Source organism: Streptomyces sp. NBC_00299, assembly GCF_036173045.1.
In the GTDB taxonomy this organism is placed as follows: Bacteria; Actinomycetota; Actinomycetes; order Streptomycetales; family Streptomycetaceae; genus Streptomyces; species Streptomyces machairae.
This window is the reverse complement of the sequence record NZ_CP108039.1, coordinates 4729871-4743648: the sequence shown is the minus strand read 5'-3', so window position 1 is coordinate 4743648 and position 13778 is coordinate 4729871. Positions and strand designations below refer to the sequence as shown.

The 13778-nt window shown below is 69.0% G+C and carries 10 protein-coding genes; 4 read left to right on the top strand and 6 right to left on the bottom strand.

Translation table 11 applies throughout. The features are described from left to right. Positions 1-156: 156 nt before the first annotated feature. Positions 157-1920, top strand: a complete 1764-nt coding sequence (gene aspS / locus OHT51_RS20895; RefSeq protein ID WP_328880451.1) for an aspartate--tRNA ligase — start codon at positions 157-159, stop codon at positions 1918-1920. A 113-nt stretch (positions 1921-2033) separates the two neighbouring features. Next, positions 2034-2984 (top strand): intradiol ring-cleavage dioxygenase, encoded by a 951-nt coding sequence (locus OHT51_RS20890; protein WP_328880450.1) that lies wholly within the window; start codon positions 2034-2036, stop codon positions 2982-2984. Between the two features lie 63 nt (positions 2985-3047). Here OHT51_RS20890 and OHT51_RS20885 read toward each other — a convergent pair whose 3' ends face one another. The 3 genes from OHT51_RS20885 to OHT51_RS20875 form a co-directional block, all read right to left on the bottom strand. Continuing rightward, positions 3048-3755: a nucleotidyl transferase AbiEii/AbiGii toxin family protein gene (locus tag OHT51_RS20885; protein ID WP_328880449.1), complete on the bottom strand. Its 708-nt coding sequence runs from the start codon at positions 3753-3755 to the stop codon at positions 3048-3050. Between the two features lie 60 nt (positions 3756-3815). Next, entirely contained in the window at positions 3816-4181 is a 366-nt protein-coding gene (locus OHT51_RS20880) for a PH domain-containing protein (RefSeq protein WP_093907565.1), read from the bottom strand. Positions 4182-4266: 85 nt separating this feature from the next. Continuing rightward, entirely contained in the window at positions 4267-4743 is a 477-nt protein-coding gene (locus tag OHT51_RS20875; protein WP_328880448.1) for a hypothetical protein, read from the bottom strand. A gap of 226 nt (positions 4744-4969) precedes the next feature. On the opposite strand from OHT51_RS20875, the gene OHT51_RS20870 reads away from it, so the two are divergent. Further along, the gene (locus OHT51_RS20870) at positions 4970-6334 is read left to right on the top strand and encodes a pectate lyase family protein (protein ID WP_328880447.1); all 1365 of its coding nucleotides are present in this window, start codon (positions 4970-4972) and stop codon (positions 6332-6334) included. On the opposite strand, the gene metG (OHT51_RS20865) is transcribed toward OHT51_RS20870, so the two are convergent. The 3 genes from metG (OHT51_RS20865) to OHT51_RS20855 all read right to left on the bottom strand — a co-directional run bounded on the left by metG (OHT51_RS20865) (position 6327) and on the right by OHT51_RS20855 (position 11402). Beyond that, positions 6327-7904, bottom strand: a complete 1578-nt coding sequence (metG, locus tag OHT51_RS20865) for a methionine--tRNA ligase (protein WP_328880446.1) — start codon at positions 7902-7904, stop codon at positions 6327-6329. The genes OHT51_RS20870 and metG (OHT51_RS20865) overlap by 8 nt on opposite strands. Before the next feature lie 41 nt (positions 7905-7945). Next, entirely contained in the window at positions 7946-9661 is a 1716-nt protein-coding gene (gene metG, locus OHT51_RS20860) for a methionine--tRNA ligase (protein ID WP_328880445.1), read from the bottom strand. Positions 9662-9803: 142 nt separating this feature from the next. Next, on the bottom strand, positions 9804-11402 hold the full coding sequence (locus tag OHT51_RS20855) for a VWA domain-containing protein (protein ID WP_328880444.1): 1599 nt from the start codon (positions 11400-11402) through the stop codon (positions 9804-9806). Between the two features lie 288 nt (positions 11403-11690). Here OHT51_RS20855 and OHT51_RS20850 point away from each other — a divergent pair, with 288 nt between their 5' ends. Continuing rightward, entirely contained in the window at positions 11691-13766 is a 2076-nt protein-coding gene (locus OHT51_RS20850; protein WP_328880443.1) for a PhoX family protein, read from the top strand. Positions 13767-13778: the final 12 nt, after the last annotated feature.

Genomic DNA, 13778 nt, shown 5'->3' with positions numbered 1-13778 from the left:
CACCGAAGCTGTACGGGGCACCTGGTCGGGAAGGGCCCGCGGGCGCCGCCAAATGGTGGGGAGCCGATCTTGGGGTCCCCGGTAGGCTGGGGGGAGTTTCACGGAAAGTTTCACGTGAAACAGGCCCCCCGATCCGCGAAGACTGGATGAACGACGATGCATCGGTACAGGTCCCACACCTGCGGCGAGCTCCGCTCCTCTGACGTCGGCACCGACGTCCGACTGAGTGGCTGGCTGCACAATCGGCGCGACCTGGGCGGCATCCTCTTCATCGATCTGCGCGACCACTACGGCATCACGCAGCTCGTCGCCCGTCCCGGCACGCCCTCCTACGAGGCTCTCGACAAGCTCTCCAAGGAGTCCACCGTCCGCGTCGACGGCAAGGTCGTCTCCCGCGGCGCCGAGAACATCAACTCCGAGCTGCCCACCGGTGAGATCGAGGTCGAGGTCGGCGAGGTCGAGCTGCTCGGCGCGGCCGCCCCGCTGCCCTTCACGATCAACACCGAGGACGGGGTCAACGAGGAGCGGCGCCTGGAGTACCGCTTCCTGGACCTGCGCCGCGAGCGCATGCACCGCAACATCCTGCTGCGTACGTCGGTCATTTCGGCGATCCGCCACAAGATGACGGCGCTGGGCTTCAACGAGATGGCGACGCCGATCCTGTCCGCGACCTCCCCCGAGGGCGCCCGCGACTTCGTCGTCCCCTCCCGGCTGAACCCGGGCAGGTTCTACGCCCTGCCGCAGGCCCCCCAGCAGTTCAAGCAGCTGCTGATGATCTCCGGCTTCGACCGCTACTTCCAGATCGCGCCCTGCTTCCGCGACGAGGACGCGCGTGCGGACCGCTCGCCGGGCGAGTTCTACCAGCTCGACGTCGAGATGAGCTTCGTCGAGCAGGAGGACGTCTTCCAGCCGATCGAGCAGCTCATGACCGAGCTGTTCGAGGAGTTCGGCAACGGCCGCCACGTCACGTCCCCGTTCCCGCGGATCCCGTTCCGCGAGGCGATGCTGAAGTACGGCTCGGACAAGCCGGACCTGCGCGCCCAGCTGGAGCTCGTCGACATCACCGACGTGTTCGAGGGCTCGGAGTTCAAGGCGTTCGCCGGCAAGCACGTGCGCGCGCTGCCGGTGCCGGACGTCTCCGCGCAGCCCCGCAAGTTCTTCGACCAGCTCGGTGACTTCGCGGTCTCGCAGGGCGCCAAGGGCCTGGCCTGGGTCCGTGTCGCCGAGGACGGCTCGCTGACCGGCCCGATCGCCAAGTTCCTCACCGAGGAGAACGTCAAGGTCCTCACCGAGCGCCTCGGCCTGGAGGCCGGCCACGCCGTGTTCTTCGGCGCGGGCGAGTTCGACGAGGTCTCGAAGATCATGGGCGCGGTGCGGGTCGAGGCCGCCAAGCGGGCCGGGCACTTCGAGGAGGGCGTCTTCCGGTTCTGCTGGATCGTCGACTTCCCGATGTACGAGAAGGACGAGGAGACCGGCGCGATCGACTTCTCGCACAACCCGTTCTCCATGCCGCAGGGCGGCCTGGAGGCCCTGGAGAACCAGGACCCGCTGGACATCCTGGGCTGGCAGTACGACATCGTCTGCAACGGCGTGGAGCTGTCCTCCGGCGCGATCCGGAACCACGAGCCCGAGATCATGCTCAAGGCCTTCGAGATCGCCGGCTACGACCGCGAGACCGTCGAGGAGAAGTTCGCCGGCATGCTGCGCGCGCTGCGCTTCGGCGCCCCGCCGCACGGTGGCATCGCGCCCGGCGTCGACCGCATCGTCATGCTGCTCGCCGACGAGCCGAACATCCGCGAGACGATCGCCTTCCCGCTCAACGGCAACGCCCAGGACCTGATGATGGGCGCGCCGACGGAGCTGGAGGAGGCGCGGCTGAAGGAGCTGCACCTGACGGTGCGCAAGCCGCAGCCCAAGTAGTCGGCTGAGCGAGGGGCCCGGAACCGTGATCGGTTCCGGGCCCTTTCAGGTTCCACAGGGAACCACAGCTCACACCCATGCCCCTTACAGCGCTCTTACCTAGCGTCCTGGGAATGACGGGAAACCACTCGGCCCAAGAGCCGAAGCACAAACGGGATCTGACGCGTCGCAAGGTCGTCGTCGCCGGTGCGGGAGCCGCCGCAGCGGTGGGCGTGGGCGGCACGCTGGCGGCGGGCGCCTTTGCGGGAGAGCCGGCGGCGAAGGGTGCTGAGACGGCGGGTGCGAAGGCGTCGGCGAGCAGCAGCTCCACCGCCGGGGAGACCTGCTACCAGCTCACCTCGGAGACCACCGAGGGCCCCTACTACATCGACGCGGACAAGCTCCGCCAGGACATCACCGAGGACAAGGAGGGCATCCCGCTCACCCTCCGCATCAAGGTGATCGACGCCGAGAGCTGCAAGCCGGTCGGCAACGCGGCGGTGGACATCTGGCACTGCGACGCGCTGGGCCTGTATTCGGGCTACGAGTCCTTCTCGAACGGCGGCGGGGGCGGCACCCCGCCCACGGACGCCCCCTCGGGCACGCCCACCGCAGTGCCGTCCGGCACCCCGACCGGTGAGCCGCCGGCCGGCGGCGGTGGCGGCGGGCACGAGGAGCCGACCAGCGACACCCGCTATCTGCGCGGCACCTGGAGGACGGACCGCAAGGGCTTCGTCACCTTCAAGACGATCTTCCCGGGCTGGTACCAGGGCCGCTGCGTGCACATCCACGCCAAGGTGCATGTCAGCGGCGAGTGGACGGACGCCGGTTACGAGGGCGGCACCACCTGCCACACCGGCCAGTTCTTCTTCGACGAGGAGACGGTCCTGCTCTCCGCCGAGGAGGAGCCGTACTCGACGTCCACGACGGAGCGCACCACGCTCGACGAGGACACGATCTACGACCAGAGCGGGACCACCGGCGGCCTGCTGAAGCTGAAGTACACGAAGAACGACATCGCCAGGGGTGTCCAGGCGACGATCACCGTGGGCGTCGACCCGGAGGCGGCGAACACCGGCACCTGACTCGACCTGACCTGGAGCCGGGTAGCGAGTGGGGAGGCGCGTTGAGTGCGGGTGGTCGGGCCGTCACTCCTCCTCCGTGGGTGGCTTGAGCGCCTCCTCCTCCAGCAGGCGCTCGGCGATGTCGTCGGCCCAGGCCCTGACCCAGCGGCGCAGTGTTGTCACCGACTCCGTGGTGAGGCCGCGGGCGGTGAACACCCGGTCGTCCAGCAGTTCCGTCGCCTCCAGGCGGGACTGGAGGTCGGCAGGGTCGAACTCGTCCCAGGCGTGGCGGCGGCCCTGCTCCTCCAGGTCGGGGAAGCTCCAGTGGGCCGCGGCGGCGTAGACGTCGATCAGGTCGCGTGCGGTGCCGCGGTCGGTCAGAGCGCGGACCTTGGTGCCGATGAGGTCTTCGAGGGAGAGGACCGGGCCGAGGTCGGTGGTGACCGGCGGGTGCCAGAGAGTCTCCTTCAGGAGGTCGAGCGTGTGCTCCTCGGCACGGCCCTCCGTGAGCTGGTCATCGGCGTCCGGGGCGGTGACGAGCAGCCGGGCGGAGAGCGGGTCGGTCTCCAGGGGGCGTACCCGCCAGCCGAGTTCGGTCAGGCCGCGCAGCATGTCGGCGGCGATCCGGTCCATGGGCTCGGGCGACTCCGTCGCCACCTCCAGCGGTCCCCGCACCGACTCCCGCGACGTCAGACCGTGCGCCCGGATCGCGTACTCGCCGGCCAGGACGAGGGGATAGCGGGCGCCCAGAGCGAGGACGTCGGTCAGGAGGTGGCGGGGCTGCGGGATCATCGTGCGCCGATTATGGCTGCCCCGCCGGGTCGGGCGACCTCGGCGGGGCCGGACGTACGGCTACTTCGCCACGAACTGCGTCAGGATCGCCTGGACCTCGTAGATGTCGACGCCCTTGGTGAACGTCTTCTGGACTGGCGTCGCCGACCCCGAGAGCCAGATCTTCAGCTCGGCGTCCAGGTCGAAGGTGCCGGCTGTCTCCACCGCGAAGTGCGTGATGCTGCGGTACGGGATCGAGTGGTACTCCACCTTCTTGCCCGTGATGCCCTGCTTGTCGACCAGGATCAGACGGCGGTCGGTGAACAGGATGGTGTCCCGTATCAGCAGGTACGCCGCGTGCACCTGCTCACCGTGGCCCAGCAGACGTGCGTAGTCCTGCTGCGCCTGCCCCTGGTCGATGGTGTGCGCGTTTCCGAAGAGTGCCATGAATGGATCCCCCCACTTGATGGCCTTACATGATCTTCGCAATGTATAGCGTCTCAGGGGCGTCCAGGCATAGAGGCGCAAACGATCAGGTGTCGTACGAACCGTCCCAGGGCGCCCCGAAACCCAGGTGGTCCGGGTACAGCTCGGCCCAGGCCTCACCCTCGTCCTCGTCCGTCACCAGGCCGAACAGCACGCCGTCGACGGTGAGTTGGAAGGGGCGGACGGCGATGTCCGTGTACGTACGGCGGGGGAGACTGCGCAGTTGGGTCGCGAGGTGGGCGCGGGCGCGGGCCAGCACCGAGTCGGCTCCGTCCGGGGCGCGCATCTGCTCGGCCCAGGTGCCGGCGCACCAGATCTCCGAGTCGCGGTACCGGCCTTCGGGGTCGAAGGTGTGCAGTACCGAATAGAGGCGTTTTTGCTCTTCCCAGCCCGTGCCGAGGTCGAAATCCTTGGGGAAGGCGTACGTGACCGAGCCGAAGAACTGTCCGTCCGCGTAACAACCGATCGCCTCGGTACGGCCGTGCGGCTCGTAGGCGATCGGGATGACCTCTGGGACTGCCATGGCGGAAACCATACGGTCGTGACGGGGGGCATGGTGGCGGTGGGGGGCGATCCATGCCAACCGGATGGACAACATCCGCGTGATGTCCCCGAGTTGCACACGGATCAGTCAAGACCTCCACGGCAACCTTTCGGATCTCCGCGACCACAGACGGGTCGGAAGCCCGCCCACGCGGGATCGCTCGCCGGAGCGCGAGCCTCACCGAAAGCATCCGAAGGACTCATTCGTGGCATCCGATTCCCAACGCCCCGTCCAGCGCCCCTCCCACCGCCGTTCCGTCCGCGGCCGCCGCATCGTCGTCGCGACCGCCGCCGCCCTGGCCGCCGGCATCGGTGCCGGTGTCCTTGTGATGAACGCCAACGCCGACGCGGTCGACCTGTACCACCAGTCCCTGCCCGTGAAGGACGGATGGGCGGCCTCCGGCTCCGGTACGACGGGCGGCTCGAAGGCCGATTCCGCGCGCGTGTACACCGTCAGCACCCGCGCGCAGCTCGTGAAGGCACTGGGGTCGGTCTCCGACACCACGCCCCGGATCATCAAGGTCAAGGGCACCATCGACGCCGGCACCAGCGACGCCGGCAAGAAGCTGACCTGCGCCGACCACGCCTTTGGCACCGGCTACTCGCTCGCGGCCTACCTCAAGGCCTACGACCCGGCGACGTACGGCAGGAAGGCACCCTCGGGCACGCAGGAGAACGCCCGCAAGGCCGCCGCGGAGAAACAGAAGAAGAACATCGTCTTCCGGGTGCCGGCCAACACCACCCTCGTCGGTGTCCCCGGCACGAACGCCGGCATCACGGGCGGCAGCCTCCAGGTGCAGAACGTGAAGAACGTCATCGTCCGCAACTTGACGTTCTCCGCCACCGAGGACTGCTTCCCGCAGTGGGACCCGACGGACGGCTCGGCGGGCGAGTGGAACTCCGCCTACGACTCCGTCACCCTGCGCGGCGCGACGAACGTCTGGGCCGACCACAACACGTTCACGGACGCGCCGGTCTTCGACAAGTCACTGAAGACGTACTTCGGCCGCAAGTACCAGATCCACGACGGCGCCCTCGACATCACAGGCGGCTCCGACCTGGTGACCGTCGAGCGCAACGTCTTCAGCAACCACGACAAGACGATGCTGATCGGCAGCAGCGACACCGACAGCACCGGCAAGCTGCGGGTCACCCTCCACCACAACGTGTGGAAGGGGATCGTGCAGCGGGCGCCCCTGGCCCGCATCGGCCAGATCCACCTCTACAACAACCTCTACGACACGACCGCGCTCAACGGCTACGAGCCGAAGTACAGCATCGACTCCCGCGCCAAGGCCCAGGTCGTCGCCGAGCACAACGCCTTCAAGCTCCCGTCCGGCGCCAAGGCGGCCAAGCTGCTGAGCGGCGACGGCACCGGCTCGATCGCGGGCACCGGCAACCTCGTCAACGGCACCGCCACCGACATCGTGGCCGCCTACAACGCCGCGAACTCGAAGAAGATCAAGACGACGGTGAACTGGAAGCCGGCGCTCACGGCGGGTCTGCAGACGTCGGCGAAGAACCTCGCGAACGAGCTGGCGACGACGACGGGCGCCGGGGTCCTCAAGTAGGCGTCGGCGGGTCTTCCAGCCGCGGGAACAGCACCGCACCCTTGGTGACCGTCGTACCGGCGGGGAGCCTCCCCCAGTCGGCCGCCTCCTGGATCCTCTGGTCCTGGAGACGGCCCAGGGAGGCCTCCGCGCCCAGGGAGTCCCAGAGCTTCGCGGAGGTCTCCGGCATCACCGGTTCCAGCAGGACGGCGACGGCCCGGAGGGACTCCGCGGCCGTGTGGAGGACGGTGGCGAGACGGGCTCGGGCCTCCTCGGATTCGTCCTTCGCGACCTTCCAGGGCTCCTGCTCCGTGAGGTAGCCGTTGACCTGCCGGACGAAGTCGAAGACCGCCAGGATGCCGCCCTGGAAGTCCAGCTCGTCGCCGATCCTGCGGTCGGCCTCCGCGACGGCCTTGGCGAGACCCTCCTGGACGGCCTGCTCGGCCTCGCCGTGGGCCGTCGACGCCGGCAGCTCGCCGCCGAAGTACCGGCCGACCATGGCCGCCACCCGGGAGGCGAGGTTGCCGTAGTCGTTCGCCAGCTCGCTGGTGTAGCGGGCGGAGAAGTCCTCCCAGGAGAACGAGCCGTCCTGGCCGAAGGCGATCGCGCGCAGGAAGTACCAGCGGTACGCGTCCACGCCGAAGTGCGAGGTCAGATCCTGTGGCTTGATGCCGGTCAGGTTGGACTTGCTCATCTTCTCGCCGCCGACCAGCAGCCAGCCGTTGGCCGCGATCCGGCCCGGCAGCGGCAGACCGTTCGCCATCAGCATGGCCGGCCAGATGACCGCGTGGAAGCGGAGGATGTCCTTGCCGACGAGGTGGACGTCGGCCGGGAACGTCGACTCGAACTTCTCGGGGTTCTCGTTGTAGCCGACGGCCGTGGCGTAGTTGAGCAGGGCGTCCGCCCAGACGTAGATGACGTGGTCGTCGTCCCAGGGGACCTTGACGCCCCAGTCGAACGTCGAGCGGGAGATGGAGAGGTCCTGAAGGCCGCCCCGGACGAAGTTCACCACCTCGTTGCGGGCCGACTCCGGCTGGATGAAGCCGGGGTTGGCCTCGTAGTGGGCGAGGAGGCGCTCACCGTACTCGCTGAGCTTGAAGAAGTAGTTCTCCTCCTTGAGGAGATCCACCGGGCGCTTGTGGATCGCGCAGAGCAGAGTGCCGTCCGCCGCCTCGATCAGCTCGCCGGGGAGCTTGTACTCCTCGCAGGCCACGCAGTACGGGCCCTCGTAACTCCCCTTGCGGATCCGGCCGTTGTCGTACAGGTCCTGGAAGAACTCCTGCACCCGGTCCGTGTGCCGCTTCTCGGTCGTACGGATGAAGTCGTCGTGGGAGATCTCCAGGTGCTGCCAGAGCGGCTTCCAGGACTCCTCGGCCAGCCGGTCGGCCCAGACCTGCGGCGGCACGCCGTTCGCCTCGGCCGTTCGCAGGATCTTCTGGCCGTGCTCGTCGGTCCCCGTGAGGAACCACACGTCCTCGCCGCGTCGGCGGTGCCAGCGGGCGAGGACGTCGGCCGCCACCGTCGTGTAGGCGTGGCCCAGGTGCGGGGCGTCGTTGACGTAGTAGATCGGGGTCGTGACGTAGTACGTCATGACCTCACTCCATCACAGTCGCGCGACGCCCCTCACATCATTCAGGCGCCTTCGCCGCCGAAGCGCTCCTTGTACGCCTCCAGGTCCTCGTCCGTGAGCTTGGCGAAGAGGACCGGCGGGACGGTGAAGGGGGTGCCGGCGGGGACGGCCGTGAGGGACCTGGCCTCCTCGGGGCTCACCCAGGTCGCCGTGTCGTTCTTCAGGGCGAAGGCCTGGCGCATGGCGGCCGCCGACGTCGGGATGAACGGCTCCGAGACCACCGCGTACAGGTGGATCAGGTTCATCGCCGTACGCAGGGTGAGGGCGGCGCCGTCCTTGTCGGTCTTGATCTCCAGCCAGGGGGCCTTCTCCTCCAGGTAGGAGTTGCCCGCGGACCACAGCGCGCGCAGGGCGGCGGCCGCCTTGCGGAACTGGAGGGTCTCCATGTGCTGCTCGTACTCGGCGAGGAGCTCGGCGATCTGCTCGCCCAGCTTCGCCTCCGCCTCGCCGGCCTCGGCGCCCGCCGGGACCTCCTCGCCGAAGCGCTTCTTGGAGAAGGACAGGACGCGGTTGACGAAGTTGCCGAGGGTGTCGGCCAGGTCCTTGTTGACCGTCGCCGTGAAGTGCTCCCAGGTGAACGACGAGTCGTCCGACTCGGGGGCGTTGGCGATCAGGAAGTAGCGCCAGTAGTCGGCGGGGAGGATCTCCAGGGCCTGGTCGGTGAAGACACCGCGCTTCTGGGACGTGGAGAACTTTCCGCCGTAGTACGTCAGCCAGTTGAAGGCCTTGACGAAGTCGACCTTCTTCCAGGGCTCGCGGATGCCGAGCTCGGTGGCCGGGAACATCACCGTGTGGAACGGGACGTTGTCCTTCGCCATGAACTCCGTGTAGCGGACGTCGGTGTCGACGTCGTACCACCAGGACTTCCAGTCACGCGTCGACGGGTCGAGGTCCGACCATTCCTTCGTCGCGCCGATGTACTCGATCGGGGCGTCGAACCAGACGTAGAAGACCTTGCCCTCGGCCGCCAGCTCCGGCCAGGTGTCGGCCGGGACCGGGACGCCCCAGTCCAGGTCACGGGTGATCGCGCGGTCGTGCAGGCCCTCGGTCAGCCACTTGTGGGCGATGGAGGACGCCAGGTGCGGCCAGACGCCGTCGTGGCGGGCGACCCACTCCATGACCTCGCTCTGCAGCTGGGACTGGAGCAGGAACAGGTGCTTGGTCTCGCGGACCTCCAGGTCCGTGGAGCCGGAGATCGCCGAGCGCGGGTCGATCAGGTCGGTGGGGTCGAGTACGCGGGTGCAGTTCTCGCACTGGTCGCCGCGGGCCTTGTCGTAGCCGCAGTGGGGGCAGGTGCCCTCGACGTAGCGGTCCGGGAGGAAGCGGCCGTCGGTGGGGCTGTACACCTGGCGGATCGCCCGCTCCTCGATGAAGCCGTTCTCGTTCAGCTTGCGGGCGAAGTGCTGGGTGATCTCGACGTTCTGCGGGGAGGAACTCCGGCCGAAGTAGTCGAAGGCCAGCGCGAAGCCGTCGTAGACCGCCTTCTGGGCGTCGTGCGCCTGCGCGCAGAAGTCCGCCACGGGCAGGCCCTGCTCCTTGGCCGCCAGCTCCGCCGGGGTGCCGTGCTCGTCCGTCGCGCAGATGTAGAGGACGTCGTGGCCGCGCTGGCGGAGGTACCTGGAGTACACGTCCGCCGGGAGCATGGACCCCACCATGTTGCCCAGGTGCTTGATTCCGTTGATGTACGGAAGGGCGCTGGTGATGAGGTGTCGAGCCATCGGGGGCTGCTCCCAGGTCGGATTTCGGGGTTCTTGGTTCTTTGCGAACCTTGAAATCGTAGCCGACACGGGTGGGCCGCCCGCTTCCCATTTCGAGGGGTGGGAAGGGGGCGGCCCGGGTGGTCCGGGGTGATCTCCGGGGTTACGGGCGCCAGCCGGCGAGGATGCCCTCGTAGATCTCCGCGTCCGTGAGCTCCTTCGGGTCCTCGCCGGCGAGGAAGTAGGACATGTTGTCCAGCTTCAGCTTGCGGAGGTAGTCGAAGGCCTTGTTCTCCGGGTCGCCGAACGCGACGAAGGAGAAGAACACGGCGGGGTGGTTCTTCGCGGCCTCGGTGAGGGCGTGGGTGGCCGGGGTCTTGGCGTCGGGGGCGCCGTCAGTCTGGAAGACGACCAGGGCGGGGGTGCCGGGGGCGGTCTTGGTGTGGTGGGCGACGACTTCCTCGACCGCGACGTGGTAGCTGGTGCGGCCCATGCGGCCGAGGCCGGCGTGCAGCTCGTCGATCTTGTTCTCGTGGTCGGTGAGGGTGAGCTCGCCGGTGCCGTCGAGTTCGGTGGAGAAGAAGACGACGTGGACCTTGGGGCCGGTGGTCTCGGGGTCGAGGTGGGCGGCCAGGGCGAGGGTCTGCTCGGCGAGGGCCTGGGCGGAGCCGTCCTTGTAGTACGGGCGCATGCTCGCGGAGCGGTCCAGCACGAGGTAGAGCTTCGCTGTGGTGCCGGTGAGGTTGGTTTTGGTGAGGGTGGCTGCTGCGGCGGTGTGGGCGGTGCGGAGGGTTGTGGGGACGGGGGTCTCGGCCTCGGCTTCGCCTTCGGCCTCGTTGTTCCCACCCGCACCACCCGTGACGCTTTCGTCGTCGGCTGCGAGTGGCCCCTGTGGGGCTTCCCCGCCGTCGGCGGCCGCGGCCACGACCGGCTCCGGCTCGGCCTCGACAGCCACGGGCTCGGGCTCGGTCTCCGAAGCGGTCTCCGTGGCCTTCGCCACCGGCTCCTCGGCCGCCTCCACGGGCGCAGGCTCCTCAGCCGCAACCGGCTCCTCAGCCTCTGCCGGCTCGGCAGCGGGCTCCTCGGCGGTCAGGGTCTCCGCGACCGGTTCCTCGGCGGCGACCGGCTCGGCGGCGGGCTCCTCGGCGGTCAGGGTCTCCGCGACCGGTTCCTCGGCGGCGACCGGCTCGGCGGTGGGCTCCTCTGCGGCGGGTTCGTCGGTGGCCGGGGTCTCCGCGACCGGTTCCTCGGCGGCGACCGGCTCGGCGGTGGGCTCCTCTGCGGCGGGCTCCTCGGCGGTCAGGGTCTCCGCGACCGGCTCCTCAACCGCGACCGGCTCCTCGGCCGCCGCAGCCTCAGCGGTCGGCGTCTCCGCAACCGGCTCCTCAGTAACCGTCGGCTCCGCCGCGACCGGCTCCTCAGTAACCGTCGGCTCCGTCGCAGGGGTCTCGCCCGTCGTTGCCCGCTCCTCCGCCGGGCCCGCGGGCCTCGGCACCGTTACGTTGTCGAAGGCGGCCGAGACCAAGTCGTGCTCGTCGTCCGACTCGGCGGTCGTATCCGGCGTCTCGGGCTTTGCCGGGCGGGCCGGGGGCTCCGACGTGCGCGGTTCCGGGACCTGGGCCGTGGTCGGCGGGGTGGGTTCCGGGGAGGGGGAAGGGAGCGTCGGCTGCGGTTCCGGCGCAGCAGTCGCACCCTCTGCTTCGGCCGTACGAACCTTGCGTGATCGGCCGAATGCGTTCCGCAGGAGAGTGAGAATGCCCATGTCCGCAACCCTTCGCGTGAGTTGATGCCCGTCGATCCCTGGCCAGGACGGACACGTAAGGTTAGCGGCCCCAGATGGCGATCTTGGGGAGGGGCGGACACAGAAGGATTCCGTCCGTCGAGGTACGTCAAGGGCTGCATCGCGTCGATTCCGCGGCGCGGACCCAACTCCCGTACGGATACCTCTGATTCACCTCCAGTTCATGCAGTCGCCCCGCTCCCGCACAAACGTGCCCCTACCGTCCCCCACGCTGCATTCAAGGGGAAGCAAGGGGAGTACAAAAAAATCATGCGCATTCAGCTGCCGATCATCAGAACGAACAGTGACTCGCATCCCGGCGGTCGGGCCGCCCTGACCTGCCGGTTCCGGTGTGGTGACGCCTGTTTCCACGAAGTGCCCAACACCACCACGAATCCGTACGTGGGTGACGTGATCGCCGAGGCCGTCAGCCGCCGTACGACGCTGCGCGCCGCCGCCGTCGTCACCGCTGCCGCCGCCGTGGGCGCCTCCACCACCCTTGCCGCGCCGAAGGCCGAGGCCGCCGAGGCCGCCGCGGCGACCGAGCGGACCGGTACCTTCGGCCGCGGTGCGCGTGGTCTGCGGTTCAACCCCGTCGCGCCGAACACCGCCGACACCGTGACCATCCCGGACGGATACGCGCAGAACATCGTCATCCGCTGGGGCGAGCCCATCCTGCGCGGTGTGCCCGCCTTCGACGCGGCGAAGCAGTCCGCGAAGGCCCAGGCCGGTCAGTTCGGGTACAACTGCGACTTCCTCGCGCTGCTGCCGGTGCCCGGCGAGCGCGGCCGCCAGATCCTCGTCGCCAACCATGAGTACACCGATGAGGTGCTCATGTTCCGTGGCTACGACGCCGCCAACCCGACCAAGGAGCAGGTCGAGATCGCCTGGGCCGCGCATGGTCTGTCCGCGGTCGTCGTCGAGGAGGAGCGCCGTACCGGCAAGCTCACCCCGGTCTCCCGCCATCCGCTCAACCGCCGCGTCACCGCGACCACCGAGTTCCGCATCACCGGCCCCGCCGCCGGCTCCGACCTGCTGAAGACCTCCGCCGACCCGACCGGCCGCAAGGCTCTCGGCACCCTGAACAACTGCGCCGGCGGCGTCACCCCCTGGGGCACCACGCTGCACGGCGAGGAGAACTTCAACCAGTACTTCGGCAACGCCACCCGCGCCACGGACAAGCGCTACGGCATCGGAACCGGCGCCACCGAGCGCAAGTGGGAGCGGTTCGACAAGCGCTTCGACGTCGCGCAGGAGCCGAACGAGGTGCACCGCTTCGGGTACGTCGTCGAGCTCGACCCGTACGACCCCGACTCCAAGCCGCGCAAGCACACCGCGCTCGGCCGCTTCAAGCACGAGGGCGCGACCGTGCGCCTGACCGACGACGGCCGCCCGGTCGTCTACTCCGGTGACGACGAGCGCTTCGACTACTTCTACAAGTTCGTCGGCAGCAAGCGGATGAAGAAGGGCAGCTCGCGCGCGGTGCGGGAGCACAACCTCGCGCTGCTCGACGAGGGCACGCTCTACGTCGCCAAGCTCACCGGCGACTCCCCGGCCATCGAGATCGACGGGACCGGGAAGCTTCCCGCCGACGGCGAGTTCGACGGCAGCGGCGAGTGGATCCCGCTGGCCACGGCGACCGCGAAGGGCGCCGAGTCGCACGTCGAGGGCATGACCGCCGAGGAGGTCTTCGTCTTCACGCGCCTCGCCGGTGACAAGGTCGGCGCGACGAAGATGGACCGGCCCGAGGACATCGAGCCCAACCCGCACACCGGCAAGGTGTACGTCGCCCTCACCAACAACACCAACCGCGGCATCGGCACGAACGCCAAGGCGGACGAGGCCAACCCGCGCAACGCCAACAAGCACGGGCACATCCTGGAGCTGACCGAGCGCTGGAACCGGGCCGACAGCAACAAGTTCGCCTGGTCGCTGTTCCTGGTCGCCGGTGACCCGGAGGACCCGGCCACCTACTTCGCCGGGTACCCGAAGGACGGCGTCTCGCCGATCTCCTGCCCGGACAACGTCGCCTTCGACTCGTACGGCAACCTGTGGATCTCCACCGACGGCGCGCAGCTCGGCTCGCACGACGGCCTCTTCGGTGTCGCCACGCGCGGTGACCGGCGCGGTGAGCTCAAGCAGTTCCTGACGGTGCCGAAGGGCGCGGAGACCTGCGGTCCGCTCGTCCAGGACCGCCGCGTGCTCGTCGCCGTGCAGCACCCGGGCGAGATCGACGGCGCCACGGCCGAGAAGCCGCTGAGCGCCTGGCCCGACGGTGCCGGCAAGATCAACCGCCCGGCGGTCGTGGCGGTGTGGCGCAAGGACGGCTGCGACATCGGCGTCTGATCCAGGGACGCC

Bases quoted from the DNA above. Each gene is read 5' to 3' on its own strand.
- aspS (WP_328880451.1), top strand. From the start codon at position 157: ATGCATCGGTACAGGTCCCACACCTGCGGCGAGCTCCGCTCCTCTGAC.
- OHT51_RS20890 (WP_328880450.1), top strand. From the start codon at position 2,034: ATGACGGGAAACCACTCGGCCCAAGAGCCGAAGCACAAACGGGATCTG.
- OHT51_RS20885 (WP_328880449.1), bottom strand. From the start codon at position 3,755: ATGATCCCGCAGCCCCGCCACCTCCTGACCGACGTCCTCGCTCTGGGC.
- OHT51_RS20880 (WP_093907565.1), bottom strand. From the start codon at position 4,181: ATGGCACTCTTCGGAAACGCGCACACCATCGACCAGGGGCAGGCGCAG.
- OHT51_RS20875 (WP_328880448.1), bottom strand. From the start codon at position 4,743: ATGGCAGTCCCAGAGGTCATCCCGATCGCCTACGAGCCGCACGGCCGT.
- metG (WP_328880446.1), bottom strand. From the start codon at position 7,904: ATGACGTACTACGTCACGACCCCGATCTACTACGTCAACGACGCCCCG.
- metG (WP_328880445.1), bottom strand. From the start codon at position 9,661: ATGGCTCGACACCTCATCACCAGCGCCCTTCCGTACATCAACGGAATC.
- OHT51_RS20855 (WP_328880444.1), bottom strand. From the start codon at position 11,402: ATGGGCATTCTCACTCTCCTGCGGAACGCATTCGGCCGATCACGCAAG.
- OHT51_RS20850 (WP_328880443.1), top strand. From the start codon at position 11,691: ATGCGCATTCAGCTGCCGATCATCAGAACGAACAGTGACTCGCATCCC.